We start from the raw sequence: 23,210 nt of genomic DNA on the forward strand, positions 1-23,210 counted from the left end.
AACGGTTGTGGGCCAATCCCGCGCCGGATCCGGGCCGGTGTGACGCTACCCGCAGCCACCGTTCACCGAGACGAGCCACCCCCGCGCTCACCAAGAGGCAGAGCCGATCAGCGGTGCCGTGAACCGGCAAACCGCTAGCGTCGGCTGTCGGCTTGTCCGAAGGGGCCACAGGGATGACGGAATCACGGGCGACGGCGGCGCCCGGCGGGCCTGCCCCCTCGCTCGACGACTGCGACGCTCCTGCCGCTGCCTCAGCGCCCGACCCTGGGCTGCAGTCGACGCCAGCGGGCTCCTCTGCGGCACCTGCCAAGATGACGACGTTCGCCACACTTGCTGTTCCCGCCTTCCGGGCGCTGTGGCTGAGCGGCGTGTTCTCGTTCATGGCCATCCAGATGCAGTTCTTGTTGCGGGGCTGGCTGGCATGGGAACTCACCGAGCGGGAGAGCGCGCTGGGCACCGTGTTCTTCTTCTTCGGCTTGGCGTTGCTCGTGTCGACGCCGCTCGGGGGCGTGGCTGCCGACCGGCTGCCCAAACGGCCGCTGCTGATCGCCGGCCAGCTGATACTGCTGCTTACTGCGCTCGGCATGGGCATTGCGTTGGCAACGGACATCATCCAGTTCTGGATGCTGGTGGTGTCCAGCGCCTTGCAGGGCTTGATGTTCGGCCTGATCGGGCCTGCTCGCATCTCCATGACCACCGAGCTGGTCGGCCGAGAGCGGATGGGCAACGCGATCACGCTGTCATCGCTGTCGCTGAGCGGCAGCCGCGTGTTCGCGCCGTCGCTGGCGGGCATTCTGGCCGGCTGGGCATTGGTCGGCTTGTCGGGGACATATTTCGTGTCATCGGCTCTCGCGGCTCTGAGCCTCGTGCTGCTCTTCCCGTTGCCCGCCACGCCCCGCGCTCGGCGAGACGCGTCCGCGTCGAGGACGCGACCGAACCCTCTCGCCGAGATCCGCTTGGGCGTCCGCTATGCGATGTCGCGCCCGGGTTTGCGGCGCACGATTCTCATCTCGCTGTTCGTGATGATGTTCGGGTTCAACTATGTGGCTTTCATGCCGGCGTTCGTCGAAGGCGAATTCGGCCTCGGTGTGTTCGAGGTCGGCTTGATCTCGAGCGTGGGCTCGATCGGCGCTGTCGTCGCGGCCACGTTGCTCGCCCGCCACGCCGACGGTCCGCACGCGGGCTCTTTGCTTGTCGCAGCCGGCTTCGGCTTCGGCGTCACCGTTGCGGTGTTGAGCACCATGCCCAGCTTCTGGCTCGCCTGTGTCGTTTCGCTCGGCATCGGCGCATCCTCGACGGGCTTCATGGCGCTCACCCAGACACTGGGCATGCGCGCCACTACAGAGGCGTATCAAGGCCGGGTGCAGTCGCTCCTGCAGCTGCCCTTCGCGATGTTCGCTCTTATGGCGTTGCCGTTGGGCGCCCTGGCGGAATGGGTGGGCGTCCGCGGTGCGCTGGCGACCATGGGTGTGGGCGTAGTTGTCGCTATGTCGCTGTACGTGGTCGCTTTTCGGCGGGCGGAGATGGCTGACGCGGAGCCATGAGAAACCGCGCGGACAGGTGAGCGTTCGCCTCGTCGCACCCCCTTGCTTCGCGTTCTTGTTCCCAGTCTTCATGCGGTGGGGCCGGCGGGCCGTTCGGGCCACGGCGTCGCCTCTCGCCTCAGCCTCTGAGTGCGAGTTGTCAGGATTCTTCTCTACGGTCAGCGGATCTGCTTGAGGATCGAGGTCTCCGACAGGCTCGATCGAATGTCGGTGTCGGCCACCGTTGGCACGTCGGGGCACCAGTGCGACATCGCCGCTTCCAGCGTTGCCTTGACGTCGGCGGCGATTGCCGGCGCGTCCGGTTCGTCGCACTCGATGACGACGCTGTCGTGCACCGTTTGCACCGCGACCGCCGTCGGGTATTGCGCCAGGACCTCGCCCAGTCGCCCGTAGGCGTCGAGCATCACGTCGGCCACGCCGCCTTGGATCGGCGCGTTGCGGTACGCGTTGGCCATCTGGCCGACCCGGGTGTGCAGCGCGCGCTGGAGCAGGAACTGTTGGTCGGCATCGCCCATCGCGACGCCCACCTCATCAATCACCGCGCGCCGCAGATGCCGCTGCTCGAGCACCTTGTCCACTGCTGGTCGCAGCAATCCTCCCGTCGGCGCCGTCGGGGGAGCGAGCTCGAATCGCTGAAGTACCCGGCGCCACACCGCTGCGGGGCGAGGCTTGGCCGAGCAACCGACCACCGCCGCGGCTTCGCCCAGCACCCAGTCCACCGAGAAGGTGAATTGTTGGCGACGGCCAGCCGGTGTCCGGGAGCAGAACGACAACGGAGCGCCGTCGGGCCGCACGACCACCGGTGCAGCGAATGACAGCGCCCATGCCACGTCGGCAACGTCGATGTCTCGCAGGTTGATCTGTGGGCCCTGAGCGAATCGGCCCGCGTCGATCGCCTCTGCACGCCCCGCAGCGGCCACCGCTTCGTGGACCTCCTCGGCACTGTGATGCCGACGCTGCTGATTGCGCAGTGTCCGGCGGGCATCGTCAGTGCGCGGCCACAGGGCCCCCAAGCGCAACGACAACGGCCAGTCGGCGTCCAGCGATGTTGCCGCGAAGTGCCCGATGAATCGGTCACGCTCGTCGACCCATGCGGCGATCCCGGGGTAGGCGGCGAGGTAGGCCTCGATCAGCGCGTCCGCCTCGCCGCGGCTGGTGGGCACGCCGGCATCAGTCAGCCCGCGAGATAGCCCCGCGCCGCGCTGCCCGTACAGGATTCCGAAGTTGATGCGTTTGGCCTTTGTGCGGAACTCCTCGTAGCGGGGCCGGTCCAGCGCCGCCAGACCCGCCGGACCGCCGAGCTGCACGCCGAACATCCGCTCAGCCGTGGCGGTGTGGATGTCGTGGCCCGCGATGAAGGCTGCCCGCAGGCCCTCGTCGCTGGCCAACTGTGTGGCGAATCGCAATTCCGCCTGACTGAGGTCGGAATACACGAAGGCCCGGCCGGGCGGCGCCTTCATGTAGGGCTTGAGACGTGGGGTGAAGTTCTGCGCGTTTGGATTGCGGCTGGCCAGCCGGCCGGTGTTGGTGCCCACCACCTGCAGGTACTCCGGGTGGAGCCGACCATCGGGCCACAGGTGCTCAGACATCGTGTGGCCGTAGGTGCTGAGTGTCTTGGACAGATCGCGGTACGCCAGGAGCGCCGTGCAGATGTCGCCGCCGATGCCCGCGAGCACCGACGCGCCGAGTGAGTCGGTCGGCGCCAAGGGCCGGGCGCGACCATCGGTCTTGGCCGTCCACGCTTCGATCCGGTCGGCTGCGAAGCGATTCAGCACCTCGCGTGCCTGCAGTTCGCTGTCTGGATTCCAGTTCGGTTCGAGGCCGCCGCCGAACAGGTCGCCTTGACCGCCGCCAGTCAGCTCAGCCAGCTGTGTCAGCACCTCGGTTCGCTGGATCGCCAGCTCGGCCAGCTCGGCCTCCCACCCCGCTGCATCGAAGGGCAAGCCCGCCCGCTCCATGCGGTCCAGAAATGGGCGGGCTGACTGCTCCAGGCGGCATACCTCCTCCAGCTCAGCTTCCTGAAGGCGTTCGCGCAGGACGTCGGATACCCACAGCGTCTCGACGGCATCGGCCGCGGCGTAGGCCACTTGGCGGTCGTTCAAAGGGCCATCGGCGCCGAATGACAACTGCGTCGTGGCCTTGCCCTCGACGCGCAGCCCCAGGTAGCGCTCGGCTGCCCAGGCCAACCCGTGGAAGAAGCCGAACCCGGTCAAGCCCTGGTGCAGCAGGGCATCGGCTAGTTGGGCGTCCCACCAGCGCAGAGATCCGACGGCCGCTCCAGCCGCGATGGCCGGTTTCATGAGATGGGTGTCGATGACCCGATCGTCGAAGTTCGCATTCCAGGCATCCGACGCCAGATCCTGCACCCGGAGACCGTCGTGCAGTGCTGTGGCCAGCTCCGCCAGATCGTGCGTGGTGACGTCAACGACCCAAGCGCGTTCGGTGCCGTCGGGGGCACGGGTCGCCGCCGAGATCACCCGCAACTGCGGGACGTGGCCGCGTTGCGCCACTCCGCGCTGCTCGTATTCGGTCTCGGTGTCGATCGCACGGCCCACCGAAGCGGCCAGTGCATCGACGAAGTCGCCGAGCCCATCAGGACCCACCACGCTGACCGGAACTTCGGCAGGATCCTTCGTCTGCACCGGGCGTGGATCGAGCCGTCGGGCGTCGATTCTGCCGTCGGCGACATCGGCTGCGAGGTCCACGAGCGCACCCTAGGACGGCCCTGTGACGCTGACCGGCCGCCCGAGACGACGTTGCGCGGCCTCCCGCCGAACCGACCGGGGCGCAACGTTCGATCAGCCCGAAGCTCGATCTACGGGTACTGGACCTCGATGAAGTCGTCCGGCGAGCCGGTCCCCGAGGCGGTCTCGGCCTCGATGAGCTCGTGCAGCCGTTTCGCCACCGGCCCGACCGTGCCGTCGCCGATCGGGGCGCCGTCCCACTCCACCACCGGGAACACGTGGGTGTCGCCGCCCGACATGATGAGCTCGGCACCGCGGTGTGCCTCGTCGGCCCGCAGCGGCCTCTGCTCAACGCTTGCCAGCAGGCCCTCGTCGCACAACGGCCCACGGGCCAGATCGAGCAGGCGCCGCATGGTGGTGCCGTGCAGGATGCCCTCGAACGGGGGAGTGACGAACACGCCGTCGGTGCTCACGCTGCACACGTTCAGCACGCAGGCTTCAGCGATGAAGCCGTCGTCGTCCACGATGATGCCGAACGTGCCGCCGCCGTCGGCTGCCTCCATGTGGGTCAGCACGTTGAGCAAGTAGTTGTTCGACTTGATCTGGGCGAGCAGCGGCGGCTTCTGTGGTGTCTCGCGCACCGTTGCTTCGCGGAAGCCGTCCCTCATCGGATCGAAGCCCCCGGCGCCGAAGCTCATCGGGTCGAGCACGACGCAGTAGAAGCACGGCTCCTCGCACTCGGCGGGCATAAACGAGAAGCCGCCGGGTCCGGGCGTCAGCCAATACCGGACGATGCCGTCGCGGGCGCCCGAGGCAGCGGCCGTGTCAGCCACCATCTGCATGAGCTCGCCGCGCGACCACGGGACCCGCAGGCGCGCGCCCGCTGCGCTCGCGAGCAGCCGATCAATGTGGATGCCGAGCCGGTACAGCCGGCCGTTCACCAGCGAGCAGGTATCGAAGACCCCGTGACCCCGGTGAACCATGTGATCGTCGAGCGGCACGGTCATGACGGTGGGATCGGTGACGACCCCGCCGAGATAGGAGCTGAACATGGCGTAGCAGCCGCGTTTGCCGTGACGCCTGGCTGCCATCCGCTCGACGGCTTCGGCGGCGCTCAGGATCCGTTGGGCGGGCCGCACTCGATCGCCCGTCTCATCAGGCGTGCTGGGGTTGCCGTCCACGTTCTCGTCGGCGGTTGGGACCGTCCGTGGCGCCACGCACCGATATTACGTGTCCTGCCACGGTTGGCTCGGGGAGGCACTGCTCCCGACACCACCAGCCCGCACTTGCGCCAGGCGAGCCCTGCATCTGCCGCGGCCCTCCGCCCTCAACGCCGCCGACCTGCGCTGGCCGGCAGGCACTGGTCAGCAGGGCACCGTCGCCGGGCGCCAGCCGGCCGCACTAGTCGGCCTGGTGCTGGTCGCCACCTCCGGCTGGTGTCCGGCTCGCGTAGCCTCGCCGGGCAATGGCGGTTCCGGATGGGGAGGACGCGCCTCCGGCGTTCGGGCCGGCGGCGCTGGTCACTCCGGCCAACCTTGTGACGGTCGCCCGGATCGCCGCCTCGCCGGTTTTCATCGTGATGATCGTGTCGTGGGGGGCACGGTGGGCAACATTCGCTGTCGGCTTCGTGATCGCCATGACCGACTACCTCGACGGCTGGCTTGCTCGCCGTCACGGCTCGACGCGCGCCGGCGCGTTCCTGGATCCGCTGGCAGACAAGGTATTCGTGCTCGGCGGAATGGCAGCGCTGGTGTGGAATGGCCAATTCCACGTGGTGCCGGTGGTCATCATCGCCGTGCGAGAGCTGGTGATCAGCGCCTACCGGTCAAGAGCCGGTCGCCGGGGCATCTCGATTCCGGCAACGAAGCTGGCCAAGTGGAAGACGTTCACCCAGCTGTGGGCCATCGGCTTCGCAGTCATGCCGCCGCTGGCGACGAACGCCCACTGGGTCGCCACGCTCACCTTGTGGGTTGCAGTGGCGCTCACGATCTGGACGGGCTGGTCGTACCTGCGTTCGGCACGCAGCGTCGCCGCGGCCCAGCTCGGCGACGACACCGACGGCTAAGAGGCTGAGCCGGTAGGCGACGCCGTGGCCCGCGCGGCCCGTGAGCGCAGTGAGCTGGCAGGGTGCGCGCAGCCAGCCGCAATTAGGGTCACGCCTTGTGAAGACCGAGATTGTCGCCGTGGGAACAGAATTGCTGCTGGGCCAGATTGTCGACACCAATTCGTCGTGGATGGGCGAGCAGCTCGCCCTGGCCGGCATCGACAGCCATTACCAGACGAAGGTGGGCGACAACTGGGACCGCATCGACGCATCGTTCCGGCTGGCGCTCGACCGCAGCGACGCCGTCATCGTGTGCGGCGGGCTGGGGCCGACCCAAGACGACATCACCCGTGAGGTCCTCGCATCGGTGATGGGCGTCGAACTGGTGCTCGATGAGCGGATCGCCGAGCGAATCCGCTCCATGTTCGCGAGCCGCAGCCGGCCGATGCCCGAGAACAACCTGCGTCAGGCCATGGTGCCCGCCGGCGCCACACCGATCCCTCAGCAGCCCGGCACCGCCCCCGGATTGATGGCGCCGATTCGCTGGGTGCGGGGCGTGGGTGCAGTGCCGCTGGGCGCTGAGCCTCCAGACGGGGCTGAGGTGCTCGACCGCGTCGTCTACGTGGTGCCCGGCGTGCCCTATGAGATGCGCGAGATGCTCAACGGCACGGTGCTGGGCGACCTGCAACGTCGCGCCGGTGTCAGCGCGACGATCGAGAGCCGCGTCCTGCGGACGTGGGGCCAGAGCGAATCGGGGCTGGCAGAGATGCTGGCCGGCCGCATCGACGAGCTCGACGAGGCCGGCAACCCGACGCTCGCGTTCTTGGCCAGCGGCATCGAGGGCATCAAGGTCCGCATCACGGCCAAGGGGGCCGATTCGGCCGAGGCGTGGCAGCTCATCGACTCCGAACAGGCAGTGCTGGAGCCGATGCTCGGCGATCTCGTGTTCGCCTACGACGACGACACGATGGAAACCGCCGTGCTGGCCGAACTGGGCCGACTCGGGCTGACGCTGGGCGTGGCCGAGACGGTCACCGGCGGGCGCATGGCGAACCGCCTGTCCTCCGCGGAGGCCGCCATGCGAGCGGGCACAGCCGCAGGTGGGGCGAAGCTGGGCGACCCTGGACTGGCGTCTTCGCCCGTCGGCGATCAGCCGGACTCCTCGGTCCCTCGCACGTTTACAGGCGGCATCGTGGCCCGCTCGGAGCACTTGGCCGAGTATCTGCTGCATGCCGGCTCGTCGGCGGTGTCGCCGATGGGCGACGACCTCGTGCCTCCGCTGGCGTCAACCGCTGGTGCCGAAGCGCTCGCACGGGCCGCCCGCCTGCGCACCGGCGCCAGCGTGGGATTGGCTGTCACCGCCGTGGAGGACCGTGCGTCGGCGACTCCTGAGCACCCCTATGGCACGGCCTTCCTAGCTGTGTCGATATCTGCGCAAGCGGCGCACGGCGACACGCCCGCCGTCGCACACCGGGACATGGCAGACGAGATCCGACTGCCGGGCGACCGCGAGCGACTCGCCGACTACAGCGCGATCTCGGCGTTGAACCTGTTGCGCCTCGTGCTCACCGGGCGCCGCTAGCACGCCGAGCTGACAGGTGCCGCCGCGGCCCCAGCCGCCCTCGCGCGTCGGCCGTGCTGACATCCGACGAATTCGCACTCTGGATGGCAGGCTGTCCCGATGCGTTTCGGATTCTGGACCAAGAACGACCAAGAGATCTCGGCGATCATCGAGTGCTGCCAACATGCGGAAGCGACCGGTTGGGACGGTCTGTGGTTCGCCGATCACTTCATGCCCAACGAGGAGAACGTGGATCAGCCGGTGCACGAGGCCTGGTCGGTGCTGGCGGCGCTCGCGGTGGCGGTGCCCCGGGTGCGACTGGGCCCGCTGGTGGCGGGCAACACGTACCGCAACCCGGCGTTGACCGCCAAAACCGCTGCGACCATCGATCACATCTCCGGTGGCCGGGTGGTGCTCGGCATCGGTGCCGGCTGGCAGGAGAACGAGCACGAGGCCTACGGCTTCGACTTCGGCACGCTGCGCAGCCGTATGGACCGATTCGACGAAGCCGTCGAGATCATCAGCTCGCTGCTCGGCAACCACCGCACGAACCTGAACGGCGAGCATTACACGGTGACTGAGGCGCCGCTCGACCCCAAGCCGGTGCAGTCGCCGATCCCGCTGCTCATCGGCGGCGGCGGGCGACGCCGCACGCTGAGGACGACTGCCCGCTGGGCCACCGAGTGGAACTACTGGGGCATGCCCGACGACATCGCGGAGCTGTGCGGCGTACTCAACGGCCACTGCGAGGCGATCGGCCGCGATCCCGCGGAGATCAGCCGCTCGGCGTGCGCCCTGCTGTTCATCAACGAGGACTCGGCCAAGCTCGACCGCTTCCGCGCTATGGACCTTGGCCGGGCCACCATCGTGGGCACACCCGACGAGGTCAGCGAGGTCGTCGAGCAGTATCGGCAGGTCGGCGTGGACGAGCTGATCATCCCCGATTTCACGTTCGGCCCGATGGAAGCCAAGAAGCACTCCATGGACCTGTTCATCAACGAAGTGGCGCCCAGCTTCCGCTGAACGCGCCGCACGAACGCCAGCCGGCGTACCCCGCACGACACGAGACCACGAGCCAGACCACGAAAGGAATGCGATGAAGATCGGTCTATTTCAGATCAACATGGGGGCGCTGGGCGAAGCGGCCGGTCCCGAGGGTGCCGGGCGAATTGCCGTCGCCGCCGAGCAGGCAGGCTTCGAGTCGGTGTGGACGGGCGAGCACGTGGTGCTTCCCGATCCGCAGGCACCGCCGTCGCCGGTGCCCCCGCTGCACCCGATGCTCGATCCAGCAGTTGCGCTCGCCTACGTTGCAGCGCTCACCAGCGAGATCAAGCTGGGCACCGGCATCATCATCGTGCCCCAGCGAAACCCGCTGGTGTTGGCCAAGGAGCTCGCCAGCGTGGACGTGCTGTCTGGCGGCCGCTTGCTGTTCGGCGTGGGCGTCGGCTATCTGGGGCCAGAGTTCGAGGCGCTGGGCATCCCCATGGAAGACCGAGCCCGCCGCACCGAGGAGTACATCGAGGCGATGCGGGCGATCTGGTCGATGGATCAGCCGGCCTACGACGGCGAGTTCGTGAGCTTCTCGAACGTGCAGGCCCGGCCCCGGCCGATCCAGCAGCCGGGACCTCCAGTGGTGATGGGCGGCCACACTGCGCCTGCGTTCCGCCGGTCGGTCTCCATGAGCGCGGGTTGGTACGGGTTCGCACTCGACTATGACGGCACCCAGAGATGCATCGAAGGGCTGTCCGAAGCGGGCGCCCGCTACGACCGTCCCGCGGAGCTCGGCCGCTTGGAGATCACCGTCACACCCCGGGTTCGCCCGACACCGGAAATGGTCGAGCGCTTCGCCGAGATGGGCGTCGACCGGCTGGTGCTGCTGCCCAACGGCCAGACCGCCGACGAGATCGCCGCGTTCGTCGACCACATCGGCACCACGCTGCTGTCCTGAGGTCGCGGCATCCTCGCCGCTGACGCGCCGTCGGCTCAGCGGCGGGTGGGGGCGGATTGACCGAAGACGGGCGGGCCGGCGGAGATGACGCCGTCGGCTTCGAGCACGTCGATCGTGGAGTCGTCGAGGCCTGCTAGTTCGGCGAGTACCTCGCGATTGTGCTGCCCGCGGTCGCCGGAGACTGATCCGGGTAGGGCGCCTGCGTCTGCTCCGGTGAAGCGCCACGGCGATTGCGGCACCGTGAGCGGCACCGCCGTTTCACCGGCCACAACATCTACGAATGCGCCACGTTCGTGCGCCCATTCGGTCTCGGCCAGCTCGGACACTGTGCGCACCTCGGCAGCCATCACCGACTTCACCCCGATCGCGGCTTCCACAGCCTCGGCGCTGTCGAATTGGCTCACCCACTCAGCGAAGATGGCCTCGATCTCGGTTCGGTGATTCACCCGGTCCTCGACGCGGGCGAACCGGGGGTCTTCGCGCAGATCGGGACGGTCCATCGCTGCGGTGATCACCTTCATGCCGAAGTTGGCGGTCAGGTCCAGTGTCACGGTGACGTGTCGGCCGTTCGACAGGGGGTAGATCGCGGCCCAGTTCTGACCTCCCTTGAAGCCGATCTGGGGGTCTTGGCCGGTCAGGTCGGTGGCTGCCAGGTCGTTGCACATGAGCGTGCTCTCGGCCATGGACACCTCGACGGCCTGCCCGTGGCCGGTCCGGTGCCGCATGTGCAGCGCAGCCAGGATCGCACCCAGCGCGTGAAGCCCGGTGTAGGTGTCGGCGTGGGACATCGGATCGTTGCGGTAGGGCTCGTTGCCGCGTCGGCGAGCCACCATTTCGGTCACGCCCGCCTCGGCGTGCAGGACCCCCGCAAAGGCACCGCGATGGCTGCGGCTGTTCCCGTGCCCCCAGCCCGACACCGAAGCCACGATGATCCCGGGGTTGACCTCGGCGAGCGCGTCGTACCCCAGCCGGAGCTTGTCGAGCACGCCCGGGCGGTAGTTCTCGAGCACGATGTCTGCCTTGGGAACCATGGCCATCAGCACCTCGCGGCCCGCTTCGGTCGTGAGATCGAGCGAGATGCACTCTTTGCCGGCGTTGAACTGCGCGAAATAGGCCGACTGGCCGTCCACGTGGGGCACGACGAAGCGGGTCAGGTCCGCGTCGGGCGGCTCGATCTTCACCACCCGGGCACCGAGGTCGGCGAGCAGGCGGCCGGCGATCGGTCCGGCCACGGCGCGGGTGAGGTCGAGTACCAGCACGTCTTGGAGAGGTCGTTCCACGGCGCATGACGATAGGGCGCAGCGACCCTCCGAAGTCGGGTCCCGATGGTGGGATGCGGCCGATCGGCGCCAGATCGTGACGTCGGCCGTGACTGGCTCTTGCGGCTCATCGTGATGCGAGAGGCTCAACACACGACTGCGCCGCGGCCCGGCTGCCTAGCTGCGGGTGCCGACTTCGGCCGGAACGGGCGTCCACACGCTGGGCGGCGCGAGCTGGGCGGGCGGCGCCAGTGAGGGCATCGCAGACGGATCGTCGAACGCGAGCCTTGCTTCGGAACGGAGGCGTACCGGGGGAGATGGGTCCGATGGGGCCGGCAGCGGCACCGGATCACGGGTCATCGGGCGGATGACCAGAGCACCGATCGCGGACACCGCGGTCACCAGGGCGATCGGCAGCGCCGTCCCGCCGGAGACTTCAAGCAGGAACAGCATCACCGGCGGACCGATCAGGCTGCCGACGCCGAAGAAGAAGAACAGCCTGCCCATGACCGATCCGATGCCGGCCACTCCGAACAGGTGCGGCGTGACGTCGCCCATCAGCGCGACGTAGCCGCCGTAGCTGACGCCCAGCACCACAGCGAAGACCACCATCAGCCTGTAGCTGTCACCGGCGATCAGCCAGATTGCATATGCCACCGGCATGGTGGCGTAGCAGAGCTTGAACAGCCGTATCGAGCCGAGTTGTCGGGCGAAGCTGGTCAGCACGATCCGCCCGATGATGCTCGAAGCGCCAATGATCGCGATCAGGCGCGCGGCGGAGGCTGAGTCGATGTCGACGGAGCGAGCAAAGGGGATCACGGCGGCCAACGACCCGATGAGCGGGACCGAGAACAGCGACGCCCCCGCTGCCATCTGCCGGAACGCCTTGGTGCGAGTGACCCGGCGGACGTGGTGCCGGGGATCGAAGTTCATGGTGACCGGCGGCCGCCGCAGCACCAGGAAGCAGATCACGAAGGTGACCAGCGCCGCAATTGCGAGATAGCGATAGGCGATGCGCCAGCCCAGCGCTTCGATGAGGCGCTCCGCCAGCGGCACCATCACCATCGTGCCGATGCCCGGCCCGGTCGCAACCAGACCGAGCGCGATCGCACGCCGCTTCATGAACCACGCTGTCGCCGTGGCGAATACCGGCGAGACGAACAGCCCCGAGCCGAATCCGCAGCCGAACCCGTAGATGAGGTAGCCCTGCCACAGTTCCGACACCGCCGAGGTGCCTGCGAGGCCGCCGAAGAACAACAAGCCGCCCAGAGCCATCAGCGGACGTGGGCCGAGATGGTGCAGCAGCGGTCCCGACACGATCCCGGTGCCGAAGAAGAGGAAGGTGGCGATGCCGAGCATGATCGACGCCGTGCCCTGGCCGGTGCCGAACTCGTCTGCCATCGACTCGATAAACGCGCCGAACGTGTAGATGGTGCCGAACGCGATTCCCGTTGCGAGCGCTGCGCCCAGCGCCACCAGCCAGCCTCGGAACGAATCCATGAGCTCAGGATTGCCACTGAGCTGCGGGCCGGCACCCGACCCGCCTGCGCCACCGCTGCCACCGGTCAAGGGCGTCCCGGCCGCTGGGATGGTCCTCGCGAGGCGCTGCGTCATGCGGCAGTGAGGCTATGCGGGGCGCTCCAGCTTGGCCGTCAGCCCTCTGTGCTGATCTCGCCGGTGATGTCTGCCACTCGCATCTCGCCTTCTCGTGTCTGCCCGCCGAGTTCGAGAAACTGTTCCATTGCGGGCTTGGCCTGCGGAGTCCGCAAGAGCCGCTGGAACAGGTACCGCTCCTCGAACAGGCCCTCCCGCAGTGGCAGCTCGTCGGCAGCGTTGACGGCCTGCTTGGCCAGCGCGACCGCGTGGGGCGGGAACTTCGCGATGCGGTAAGCCAATGCAGTCACGAATGGCCTCAGCTCGTCAGCGGGCAGTGCCCGGTTCAGATAACCCCACTGCTCGGCGGCGCGCGCGTCGAGGTCGACGCCGCCCAGGATCACCTCCATGGCTCGCCCTCGCCCGACCAGGCGAGGCAGGCGCTGGGTGCCGGTGCCGCCGGGCAGGATGCCGATGGGAACCTCCATCTGGTTGATGACGGTGCGATCGATGGCGCCGAAGCGCATGTCGCACGACATCGACAGCTCGCTCCCGCCACCGCCGACCCGGCCGCCGATCTCGACGATGGTGGCCTTCGCCATCGTGCGGTAGCGCTCGCACATGTCATGGAACCCGGCGTGCTCGGTGGGCCGCTCGGCCTCTCCGTCGGTCGGGTAGCCCAGGATCGCCGTCACGTCGAAGTGCGCTATGAAGAAGTCTGGGTTGTCGCTGCGCAGCACGATCACCCGCACCGAGTCGTCGTCGGCAACGTGCGTGCTGAACTTGGCCAGCTCGCGAAACAGTGCAGGCGTCATCACGTTGATCGGCGGTGCGTCGATGGTGGCAAACGCCACCCCTGCGTCACGTTCGATGTGCAGCAGCACGAAGTCGTCGTCGGTCATCTGGGCTGGGGTGCTCATGGGTCGCAGCGTGCCACATGGCTGTGACACCGCGACGTGCCGAGCTCCGGTTCGTTGGGCACGCCTGAGGCGGCATACAGCCTCATCGAACGTGATCGAATCGATCATCAGGCAGTGCCTGTTTCGTTGTGCGCGCCTGAGGTGTCATCCAATAGCCAGATTCGGCTCGCATAGCCTTGACACGAACTGATGTTCGGAACTACATTGCTGTCATTCGAAGTGGTCGCCGCGCCGGTGCACATCGCAGGCGTGGAGGCTGCCAGTGCAGCGGCGTGCGGCGCACCGAGCGTTGCCGCGGTCCGCAGGAAGATCAACCGGCAGAAAATCACCCGTGAGTTGTCACACCCCGCTCCTACGGTGCCCCTAGACGGCATCGCACACCGGGTGCGGCCAAGCGGGAGTCCGAGGAGGACGACATGGCTCAGCAAGAAACAGATCGGGACCGAGCACTGGATATGACGCTCACGCAGATCCGCCGCCAGTTCGGCGACGGGTCCGTGATGAAGATGGGCGAGAAGCATCACATGGCTGTCGAGGCGATCTCCTCGGGCAGCCTTGCGATCGACTTGGCGCTCGGCATCGGGGGCTTTCCCCGTGGCCGGGTGGTGGAGGTGTACGGCCCCGAGGCATCGGGCAAGTCCACGCTCGCCATGCACCTGGTGGCCGAGGCGCAGCGCACCGGCGGCGTGTGCGCCTATGTCGACGCCGAGCATGCGATGGACCCGCTGTATGCGAAGAACATCGGCGTCGATGTCGACGAGCTGCTGATCTCCCAGCCCGACACCGGCGAGCAGGCGCTCGAGATCACCGACATGCTCATCCGCTCGGGCGCCATCGATGTCGTGGTGATCGACTCGGTGGCGGCGCTCACGCCGCGGGCCGAGATCGAAGGCGAGATGGGCGACACCCATGTCGGCTTGCAGGCGCGCCTTATGTCCCAGGCGCTGCGCAAGCTCACCGCCAACCTGAACAAGACCAAGACGATCTGCGTGTTCATCAACCAGCTGCGCGAGAAGATCGGCGTGATGTTCGGCAGTCCCGAGACCACATCGGGCGGCCGGGCGCTGAAGTTCTACTCGTCGGTGCGGATCGACATTCGCCGCATCGAGGCGATCAAGGTCGAGGGCGAGGTCGTGGGCGGTCGCACACGCGTCAAGATCGTCAAGAACAAGGTGGCGCCGCCGTTCCGCCAGGCCGAGTTCGACATCATGTACGGGCAGGGCATCAGCCGAGAGGGCTCGCTGCTCGATGTGGGCGTTGAGCACGGCATCGTGAAGAAGTCGGGTGCTTGGTACACCTACGAGGGCGAGCAGTTGGGCCAAGGCCGCGAGAATGCCAAGAAGTTCTTGATCGCTAATCCCGAGATCACGGTCGAGATCGACGGCCGCATCCGCTCAACGCTCGGCATCGGAGTCGACGCCGAGGCCGCCGACGCCGACGCCGACGTGCTCGACCGCCTCGACGACGCCCAGGCGACACGGGCCGACGGCGCCAGCGTCGACTGACGCTGAGATCCCTCCGCGGCCCTCAGCGTCGGCACGTACGCCCTGCTGCCCAACCTGACCAGTTGGCATCGCACAAGTGCGTCGCCCTAGCCTGAACCGGTCCCGGGCAAGCAGGGCCGTTCGGTCCCCGATCGGAGAGAGTCGCGTGGCAGGTGCCTGTGGCCGTTCTCCACGCAATGTGCTCCGGCGGGTCGCGTTGGCAGCGCTCAGCACGACATTCCTTGTCTGGGCTCTGCCCCAGTCAGCCGGTGCTCAGAGCGCGAGTGCCGAGACTCGAAGAATCAGTGGCTCGACGGTCTACGAGATCGCTGCGAAGGCTGCGGGCGTCACGTGCGACTCCAAGGTGGGCTCGCACAGCATCGCGCTCGCCTCCGGTGAGAATTGGCCGGACGCACTTGCAGGATCAGCGCTCGACCGGCCGCTACTGCTGACCACACAGGCATTTCTGCCTGCCCCGACACGGGCATATCTGGAACCTTGCCGAGAACATCCCAAGGCGAAAGTGATCATCTTGGGAGGCCCGGCGGCCGTTTCCTCTGCTGTCGAGCAGGATCTTCGCGACATGGGGTTCCGGGTCGATCGGATTGCAGGTGCCGATCGCTACGAGACGGCACATCGAGTAGCCCGGGTGTTCGCTCCTGAGCAACTTCAGACCGTGTACTTGGCGTCGGGCAAGAACTATGCCGATGCGGTTGCGGCCGCGCCGAGCGTGAGGCGCGAATCTCCGCTCATCTTGACGGCCCCCAGTTCCCTGCACATTCAAGCTCTGCAGTTCCTGACTGCCGAAGACCGGTCAATCGGGAGCGTGACCATTCTTGGCGGCAATGCGGCTGTTTCCGAAGCCGTCGAAGACGAGGTCCGCTCGCTTGGCCTCGTGACGCGTCGAATCGCTGGCGCTGACCGGTACGAGACAGCGGCTCTGATTGCTCGTGAGTCATTCGGGTTTTCTGGTTGCCACCCAGTCCACGATGTCGCGGTTGCGAGCGGTACCTCTCCCTACGGTGGACTCGCAGCGTCGGCTGTTCGAGGACCGTGTCAGCCGCTGTTGCTGGCGCCGAAGTCCGGTGACGCCGTTCCGGCATCGTTGGCGTCTTTCGGCATGGCTTGGAGACTCTCGGCCGGAGACTTGGCGAGTGCATTCGTCACCGGCATCGGCCCGTTGAGCCAGGTGCCCGACCAGGCGCTCACAGCAGTGGCGACGGGATCACAACCCGAGCCGGCGACCCAAACAGAAGGCGGCGGAAGCGGATCGAATGAACCTGCCGACTGGGAGCGGCTTGCACAATCGGTCGTGCAGGTGGTCTGCCTCAACTCCTCCGGCGCCTCGCTGAGCAGCGGTTCTGGCTTTGCGGCCGGTGACGGACGGCACGTTGTCACGAATCACCACGTCGTCGTCGATGACCGCAATCGCACCTGTGCCAGCGTTCAAGTGCGGGCGGGCGGGACCTTCCACACTGCTCCGACTCGTTCGATCGATGCAGCGGTCGTGCGTTCATCTCGAACTCGCGATCTTGCACTGCTGTCCTTGGGCTCCTCGCAAGCCGCGCTCCCTGCACTTGAAGTCGCTGAGGCCGCGCCGAAGGCCGGTGACGAGATCACGGTGCTGGGCTACCCCGGCGTCGGGGGAGACACCATGACACTTACCACCGGCCGCTACTCGGGCACGACGCGTCTCGACGGCCAGCTGTGGATCAAGACAGACGCCCAGATTTCGCCCGGCAACAGCGGAGGCCCCGCATTCGACGCAGAGGGCCGCCTCATCGGCGTTCCGACGGCAGTCAATCCGATCACGTTCTCCGATGCAGAGGACATTGTCGGAACCCTCGGACTGGCCGTGCCGATCGCCGATGTCGTCGCGCTGCTCGACGGCACGCTGGGAGGTGCCATCGAGGCTGATGCCATCGGCGACGGCGAATGGCGCCGCGACTTCACTACGAACGGCCGTGATCCATACATCGCCCTGCTGGCTGATGCGCAGAACCACACGATGACGGGCCCTTATTCCGATGTGGAGCCCGGGCTGTTCGTCTTCTGCAACGACGACGTGCAAGTTGACTTCTGGTGGGACGTGACACAGAGCTGGGGTCAGGGGCCTTACATCGCAGGCCAGATCGACTTCCACAACAGCGTCGTCCACGGCCGGGTTCCGGTCGGCTACCGGATCGGCGGAGAGCATCACGAATTCCAGTTCGACCTCTGGTGGCCGACCAGGAACAACAACGGATTCATCGCCGGCGACAGCGGCGCTGACTTCGTGACAGCTCTGCTCGGCGGCTCAGGCTCGCTGGCACTCGGATGGACCAACTTCGACGACAGCACCGAAGTCGTCGTGTTCCCGTCCATGGACGGTTTCGCGAGCGCCTACGGCCATCTCGAAGCGCACTGCAACTGAGGCAGACGCTGCTTGCTGACTCGTTGACCCTGGATGTGACTACGGGCAACAGCTCGAATGGCCCTGCGCTGCACGATGGTGTTGTCCTAGCCTGATCCGGTCGTAGGTGAGCGGGGCGAATCGGCTTCAGACCGGCCTCGGATTGGGGAGAGTCAGGTGGCGCAGCAGAGCGGGAAGCAGAAGACCGACAAGCCGCAGAACGTCTTCAACTTCGACTACTCCCGTGACGCCGAAGGGCGGCCGCCGCAGACGTACTACGACGACATCAAGCAACGCTTCGCCGAAGAACGCGATCTGCGGCTGAGCTACCGGCCTCCGGGCACGCAGCTCTATACCTCCGACCTCGACGGAGACCTGGCCCGCTACGCCGAAGATCCGTACGCGACCGAGCGCATTGAGCGTCCACCGGTGCACGACGAGGTCGAGGTGCTGTTCATCGGGGGCGGATTCTCGGCTCTGCTGACGTCGGCTCGGCTGCGCCAAAAGGGTGTCGAGAGCATCCGCATCATCGAGCGCGGCGCCGACGTCGGCGGCACGTGGTATTGGAATCGGTACCCGGGTGTGGCCTGTGATGTCGTGTCATACGACTACTTGCCGCTGCTCGACGAGACCGGCTACGTGCCATCGCGCCACTACGCCACCGGCGACGAGATCTACGAGTACTGCCGGATGATCGCTCAGAAGTACGAGCTCTACGACCTGGCGATGTTCCAGACGACGGTCACCTCGACGGTCTGGGATGGCGAAGCTGAGGTTTGGCGCATCGGCACCGACCGGGGTGACGAGATCACCGCCCAGTTCGTCATCTGTGCCAACGGCACCCTCGCGAAGCCCAAGCTGGCGGTCATCGAAGGAATGGAACGGTTTGGCGGCTACTCATTCCACACGTCTCGGTGGGACTACGACTACACCGGCGCCGATCTCGAGAACCTCGCCGACAAGCGGGTCGGCATCATCGGCACCGGCGCGACGGCAGTGCAGGCAATCCCGCAACTCGGCGAGATGTCCTGTGAGCTCTATGTCTTCCAGCGCACGCCGTCCTCGATCGACATCCGTGACGACTGGGAAACCGACCCCGATTGGGCGGCGAAGCTGGAGCCGGGCTGGCAGGCCCGCCGGCGCGAGCGGGCGATGGCAGGCCCCCGAATCAGCGATGCACAAAAGGCGCGTCGCGCGGCCATGTCACGCGAGGAGAAAATCCGCCGCCAGGAGAACGCCAACATCGACGCGATGATGCGCATTCACCGGCGTATCGACGAGATCGTGGAAGACCGCGAGACAGCCGAAGCGCTCAAGCCCTGGTACATGCTGATGTGCAAGCGGCCCTGCTTCCACAATGACTACCTGCCCACGTTCAACCGGCCGAACGTGCACTTGGTCGACACCAAGGGCAAGGGCATCACCCAGATCACCGAAGGGGGCCCGCTCTTCGACGGCACGCAGTACGAGCTCGACCTGCTGATCTACGCCACCGGCTTCGAGGTGCAGCAGACTGGCATCTACAACCGCATCGTCGGCGAGAACGATCTCGAGCTCAACGACAAGTACTCCGAGGGCATCCGCACGCTGCTGGGTATCCACACCGCCGGCTACCCGAACCTGTTCATCATGGGCGGCTACCAGGCCTTTTTCGCCTTCAATTTGACCGATGTGCTCAACAGTCAAGGCGAGCACATTGCCGAGTGCATCGACTTCGTGCGCCGGGGCGGTTTGCAGTCGATGGATTGCCTGCCCGAAGCCGAGGAGTGGTGGGTGCAGCAGGTCATCGCCAACCGCGGCAAGACCACCCGCAACCGCGACTGCACTCCCGGCTACTACAACTTCGAGGGTGCCGAGAACCGACGCCAGGACGGCAACTTCAACGGCAACATCAAGCAGTACCTGGGCTTCATGTCCCACGCCCGAGAGAACATGTCGGAGAACTTCGCCTTCACACAGCGTTGACACCGTTCGGGTCGAGCAGTGCTTGGCCCGCCGGGATACCTCAGCCAACGCGGCGTGCCGTTGGTCCCTGCTACCACGCTTTGACGTCCGCCCGGGCGATCAGAATCGGCTGGTGCTGTACGGGCGGGAACGGTGAGTGCGGTCGTGCCTGATTCGTTCCGAGAAATGGTGATGTGCGGGCTGCGGAGGTGGGCTACGTTGGGCTGAGCCTCGTTGCCCGGCTTCTGCGGCGACCCAACTGAACCCGAACGTGCGCTGTCAAGCGCCGCGACGAACAGCGAGGTCCGATGTCCGCTCCTCCCTAGATGACCGCCGCCATGATCCCGCCGGCCGAACAGAACGACCCTTCGCATCCCGCTGGAGACTCGCCCGCGTCGGGCCAGAGTACCCGCGGCGCGAGCGCGTCGGCTGGGACCCTTGACGTCGGCGTCGAGCAGACAACGCGGCGACGCGACTCGCCATCGAATGCGGTCATCACCTTGTTCGGTGGGCTGGTGACCACGTTGCTGGGCGCGCTCATCGGTCTCATGATGTGGCAGTTCAACTCGCTCGGTGCACGCATCGACGCCAACAGCGACCGCATACACAGCCTCGGGGTTGACCTGCGTGCCGAGATCGCCGCCACCGAGGGGAGACTGCGCGCTGAGATCGCCGCCACCGAGGGGAGATTGCGTGCCGAGATCGCTGCCAACGGTGACCGCATCGACAGCCTCGAGAACAGCCTGCGTGCCGAGATCGCTGCCAACGGTGACCGCATCGACAGCTTCGAGAACAGCCTGCGAGCCGAGCTGCGTGAGTTCCGAGCGGAATTCAACGAGGTTGCCTTGGATCACACTCAAAGGCTCGCTCGCCTCGAAGCCGCGCACCCCCATGACCCTGCCGGGATTCCTGAGACCGGCTCTGCTCAGGACTCGGCAGGCGGCGAAACCCGATAGCGCCGAACGAACGTCGAGGGTTAGTCGTTGTCGGTGATGGTGCCGGTGGCGAAGAGGAACCCGTCGGAGATGACGATTCCGCTGGTGGCGTAGACGTACACGCGCAGCGTTTCGGTGTTTTCTGAGGTGTTGTCGTCGATGACGGGCACGGTGATGTCGATGGCGGTGTCGCCTGCGGCGAGTGTGAACGTTCTTCTGAATTCGATGCTCCAGTCCTGCCACAGCGTCGCGGTGCGGCCGTATCCGCCGTAGCGGAACGTGATGTCGCGCGGGTTCGGGTGCGACAGCGTGACGGCGAATCGCAGTTCTTGGCTGCCTTCGTCGGCGGTGGCGTCGCTGACGGTCACCGTCGGCGGCCCCGCCGGCACCGTGCCGCTGTCGGATGTGTCCTCGGCTGGGGGGTCGTCGGGTGGGGTGTCGTCGTCGTCGGACACGGCGATGGTGGCGGCTCCCGCTGTCGCGGACACGTCGTAGCCGCTGGCGTTGTTCACGGTGGCGGTGACCGACCCGTCGGTCTCGTCGGTGCTGTCGTCGGTGGTGGCGACGGTGAGCGTGTAGGTGCCGCTGGTGGGAATGGTCACGGTGCGGGTGCCTGTTGCCGCGCCGTGATCGCCCGTCTGTGTGATGGCGACGTCGACCGATAGCCCGGCGTGCGGTGCCGGGTCCGCGGTGATCGTGAATACCGCGTCCTCTCCCTCGGTCACATCAGCAACCGCGGCGATGCTCATCTGGGGCACGTCGTCGTCTGACACCGCGACGGTCGCGTCGCTTCCGGTCGCGGACACGGTGTAGCCCGAACCCGCGCCAAGCGTCGCGGTGATTGACCCGTCGGGCTCGTCGACGCTGTCATCAGTCGTGGCGACCGCGAACGTCGTGCTGCCTGAAGAGGTGATCGTGACGGTGCGCGACCCGGTGCCGGCGTAGTCGCCGTTTTGGGACACATCGACGGTCACGTCGAGGTCAGATGCGGGCGCGGGCGTCGCGGTCACCGTGAACGTCGCGTCGGCGCCCTCGACGACGTCGGGTCCCGCGGCGATGCTGACCTGCGGCGTCACCGGCGGCGGCGTCGGCTCCTGCGCGGGCTGGGCTTCTGGTTGTTCTTCAGGCTGTTCGTCTGGTGTCGTCTCGACGCATTCGAGAGCGGCCGTTACCGGCACCCAGCGAGGCCAGCCGCGATCCGCATAGGTCTGCGCCTCGGTCGCGGTCATCGGATTGGCGCTGTAGTCGTTGGCCTGCCCGAACGCGGCGAGCACCCGCTCCCAGCGCTCCACATGGTCCACCGACTTGCGCCACGTCTCGCCCGCATAACCCTGCACATCGACGAGCAAAGAATCGGAAACACAGGACTCCTCGGCCTGCTGCGGTGACGCCTGTTCGTCGGCCAGCTGGGAGAGCGAAGACGGCTCGGCATCCTGGGACGCCCCTTGGCCCCCGGAATTGTCGCCGTCGCGGATCGTGACGTAGGTGCGCTTCTCAGCGGAACCGGGGATCGTCGTCAGCGTCACGCCGTCAGGCAGATCAACTTCGTAGATGTCCAACCGGAATGTTTCGTCGTTTTCGGTGAGCGTGTCGGCGGTGGTGCGGATCTTTAGCGTGCCACTGGCCCGGTAGGCGGGGATGGTAACGCTGTAGGTCCGGCCGTGATAGTCGACGCCGGCTTCGGTGGCGGTGAGCGGGGTGGCGGAGATGGCGATCGTCGTGGCCGTGTCGCGCAGCCGCGACAGTCGCACCGTCACCTGCGCCTCGTCTCCCTCGGTCACGCCGAAGTTCTCCTGGGAGAAATAGACCAGCGTCTCGTTGGGATTCAGGGTGAAGGTGTTCTCGTTCGCGCCCGTCGGGACGGGGTTGCGGGACAGATACAGCTTCTCGTCGTCCCTGATCTTGCGGATGTCGTTGACGTTGTCGCCGATGTTGTGGATGTTGTGGTGGCTCGCGACGTGCAGCGTCACCGTGCCGGACACGGTCGCGAGGTCGCCGCCGTGAGCGACGACGTAGATCGCAGTCTTCTGGTCGGTGAAAGACGTGGGGTCCCAGTCGTTCCACAGGTCGATCTTGGCGGTGGTGCCGGTGAGCGTGAAGTCCGTCGGGCGCACATATGACACCCATCGGTCGAACTCCAACCGCCAGATCAGCGCGGGGAACAGCGTGAAATGATTGACCACACCGAGCTGGCCTGTTGCCTGCGCATACCGCTTCACCGACACCAGCTTCGGGGCACCAGCAACAGCCATCGGCGTCGCCGTCACCTCATTGGAGCGACTGCCGCCTCCGAGACCATGCTCGTTGCCGAGCGTCAAGATCACTTCGAAGGTGTAGGTCACACCGTTGGTGAGGCCGGTGACCAGATAGCTGGTGGTGTCCGAGCCGCCGCCGGGGATCTCCACTTGGTCGTCGTAGCTGCCCGACGACCCGGCCTTCTGTCGATAGCCCCAGTAAACCGTTTCGCTGCGGTTGGTTTTGTTCCATCTCAACAGCACCGCACCGTCGCCGGCGGTGGCCGTGACGCCGGTGGGCTTCGGGGCGATGCCCGGCGGCGCCTGAGCGGCGGCGGGTTGCGCGAAGCCGACCAGCAGCGGCAGCGCCACCACGACCGAGAGCAGGCCGCGCAGCACACGGCACCCAAAGGCGCCGGAGCTCCTGTCGAGGAAGCCCGGCCCAGACCCGAGGATGGTGTGTCTTATGCCGCGGCGAAACGGCGCGAGGTGCGAAATGCCTACCGCGGGGGGGGGGGGTCAAAGCCCGCGACAGCCGCGTGCCCGCGGCGGCAGGCACGGAACGGACCGCACTCAGCGCGCGAGTGGAACGTCGACCTTCATGCTCGGTAGACATCGTGCTGTCCTCCAGCCCCGGCGACGTCCGGTCCGCACGGCTGCGACAGACG

At 66.9% G+C, this 23,210-nt stretch carries 15 protein-coding genes; 9 read left to right on the forward strand and 6 right to left on the reverse strand.

The genetic code is table 11. The features are described 5' to 3' along the window. Positions 1 to 173 precede the first annotated feature (173 nt). A complete protein-coding gene (locus ACOOF5_RS11500) occupies positions 174 to 1,544 on the forward strand; it encodes an MFS transporter (RefSeq protein ID WP_420439247.1) in 1,371 nt (456 codons plus the stop codon). A 158-nt stretch (positions 1,545 to 1,702) separates the two neighbouring features. On the opposite strand, the gene ACOOF5_RS11505 is transcribed toward ACOOF5_RS11500, so the two are convergent. After that, complete coding sequence (locus ACOOF5_RS11505) at positions 1,703 to 4,249, reverse strand: DNA polymerase (protein ID WP_420439249.1); 2,547 nt, start codon at positions 4,247 to 4,249, stop codon at positions 1,703 to 1,705. A gap of 110 nt (positions 4,250 to 4,359) precedes the next feature. Continuing rightward, a complete protein-coding gene (locus ACOOF5_RS11510) occupies positions 4,360 to 5,445 on the reverse strand; it encodes an aminotransferase class IV (protein ID WP_420439251.1) in 1,086 nt (361 codons plus the stop codon). A gap of 248 nt (positions 5,446 to 5,693) precedes the next feature. Here ACOOF5_RS11510 and pgsA point away from each other — a divergent pair, with 248 nt between their 5' ends. The 4 genes from pgsA to ACOOF5_RS11530 all read left to right on the forward strand — a co-directional run bounded on the left by pgsA (position 5,694) and on the right by ACOOF5_RS11530 (position 9,781). Further along, positions 5,694 to 6,293 (forward strand): CDP-diacylglycerol--glycerol-3-phosphate 3-phosphatidyltransferase, encoded by a 600-nt coding sequence (gene pgsA, locus ACOOF5_RS11515; RefSeq protein ID WP_420439253.1) that lies wholly within the window; start codon positions 5,694 to 5,696, stop codon positions 6,291 to 6,293. Between the two features lie 97 nt (positions 6,294 to 6,390). Beyond that, positions 6,391 to 7,854, forward strand: coding sequence for a molybdopterin-binding protein (locus ACOOF5_RS11520; RefSeq protein ID WP_420439255.1), 1,464 nt, complete (start codon positions 6,391 to 6,393; stop codon positions 7,852 to 7,854). Positions 7,855 to 7,953: 99 nt separating this feature from the next. Next, on the forward strand, positions 7,954 to 8,856 hold the full coding sequence (locus ACOOF5_RS11525) for a TIGR03560 family F420-dependent LLM class oxidoreductase (protein ID WP_420439257.1): 903 nt from the start codon (positions 7,954 to 7,956) through the stop codon (positions 8,854 to 8,856). 73 nt (positions 8,857 to 8,929) lie between these two features. Beyond that, a complete protein-coding gene (locus tag ACOOF5_RS11530) occupies positions 8,930 to 9,781 on the forward strand; it encodes a TIGR03619 family F420-dependent LLM class oxidoreductase (protein WP_420439259.1) in 852 nt (283 codons plus the stop codon). 35 nt (positions 9,782 to 9,816) lie between these two features. On the opposite strand, the gene ACOOF5_RS11535 is transcribed toward ACOOF5_RS11530, so the two are convergent. The 3 genes from ACOOF5_RS11535 to ACOOF5_RS11545 form a co-directional block, all read right to left on the reverse strand. Then, positions 9,817 to 11,061: a CaiB/BaiF CoA transferase family protein gene (locus tag ACOOF5_RS11535; RefSeq protein WP_420439261.1), complete on the reverse strand. Its 1,245-nt coding sequence runs from the start codon at positions 11,059 to 11,061 to the stop codon at positions 9,817 to 9,819. A gap of 156 nt (positions 11,062 to 11,217) precedes the next feature. After that, on the reverse strand, positions 11,218 to 12,654 hold the full coding sequence (locus ACOOF5_RS11540; protein ID WP_420439263.1) for an MFS transporter: 1,437 nt from the start codon (positions 12,652 to 12,654) through the stop codon (positions 11,218 to 11,220). A 38-nt stretch (positions 12,655 to 12,692) separates the two neighbouring features. After that, a complete protein-coding gene (locus ACOOF5_RS11545; RefSeq protein ID WP_420439265.1) occupies positions 12,693 to 13,553 on the reverse strand; it encodes an enoyl-CoA hydratase/isomerase family protein in 861 nt (286 codons plus the stop codon). A 416-nt stretch (positions 13,554 to 13,969) separates the two neighbouring features. On the opposite strand from ACOOF5_RS11545, the gene recA reads away from it, so the two are divergent. The 4 genes from recA (at position 13,970) to ACOOF5_RS11565 (ending at position 20,329) form a co-directional block, all read left to right on the forward strand. Continuing rightward, the gene (gene recA, locus ACOOF5_RS11550; protein ID WP_420439267.1) at positions 13,970 to 15,058 is read left to right on the forward strand and encodes a recombinase RecA; all 1,089 of its coding nucleotides are present in this window, start codon (positions 13,970 to 13,972) and stop codon (positions 15,056 to 15,058) included. 178 nt (positions 15,059 to 15,236) lie between these two features. Beyond that, positions 15,237 to 17,450, forward strand: a complete 2,214-nt coding sequence (locus ACOOF5_RS11555; protein WP_420439269.1) for a cell wall-binding repeat-containing protein — start codon at positions 15,237 to 15,239, stop codon at positions 17,448 to 17,450. 156 nt (positions 17,451 to 17,606) lie between these two features. After that, on the forward strand, positions 17,607 to 19,394 hold the full coding sequence (locus tag ACOOF5_RS11560) for a flavin-containing monooxygenase (protein WP_420439271.1): 1,788 nt from the start codon (positions 17,607 to 17,609) through the stop codon (positions 19,392 to 19,394). Positions 19,395 to 19,699: 305 nt separating this feature from the next. Then, a complete protein-coding gene (locus ACOOF5_RS11565) occupies positions 19,700 to 20,329 on the forward strand; it encodes a hypothetical protein (RefSeq protein ID WP_420439273.1) in 630 nt (209 codons plus the stop codon). 20 nt (positions 20,330 to 20,349) lie between these two features. Here ACOOF5_RS11565 and ACOOF5_RS11570 read toward each other — a convergent pair whose 3' ends face one another. Beyond that, on the reverse strand, positions 20,350 to 22,941 hold the full coding sequence (locus ACOOF5_RS11570) for a Calx-beta domain-containing protein (RefSeq protein ID WP_420439275.1): 2,592 nt from the start codon (positions 22,939 to 22,941) through the stop codon (positions 20,350 to 20,352). Between the last annotated feature and the right edge of the window lie 269 nt (positions 22,942 to 23,210).

Origin of the sequence: Candidatus Poriferisodalis sp. (assembly GCF_965214215.1) — a bacterium.
In the GTDB taxonomy this organism is placed as follows: domain Bacteria; phylum Actinomycetota; class Acidimicrobiia; order Acidimicrobiales; family Poriferisodalaceae; genus Poriferisodalis.

Coding starts and splice junctions, on each gene's coding strand:
- ACOOF5_RS11500 (WP_420439247.1), top strand. CDS start 174: ATGACGGAATCACGGGCGACGGCGGCGCCCGGCGGGCCTGCCCCCTCG.
- pgsA (WP_420439253.1), top strand. CDS start 5,694: ATGGCGGTTCCGGATGGGGAGGACGCGCCTCCGGCGTTCGGGCCGGCG.
- ACOOF5_RS11525 (WP_420439257.1), top strand. CDS start 7,954: ATGCGTTTCGGATTCTGGACCAAGAACGACCAAGAGATCTCGGCGATC.
- ACOOF5_RS11530 (WP_420439259.1), top strand. CDS start 8,930: ATGAAGATCGGTCTATTTCAGATCAACATGGGGGCGCTGGGCGAAGCG.
- ACOOF5_RS11540 (WP_420439263.1), bottom strand. CDS start 12,654: ATGACGCAGCGCCTCGCGAGGACCATCCCAGCGGCCGGGACGCCCTTG.
- ACOOF5_RS11545 (WP_420439265.1), bottom strand. CDS start 13,553: ATGAGCACCCCAGCCCAGATGACCGACGACGACTTCGTGCTGCTGCAC.
- recA (WP_420439267.1), top strand. CDS start 13,970: ATGGCTCAGCAAGAAACAGATCGGGACCGAGCACTGGATATGACGCTC.
- ACOOF5_RS11565 (WP_420439273.1), top strand. CDS start 19,700: ATGACCGCCGCCATGATCCCGCCGGCCGAACAGAACGACCCTTCGCAT.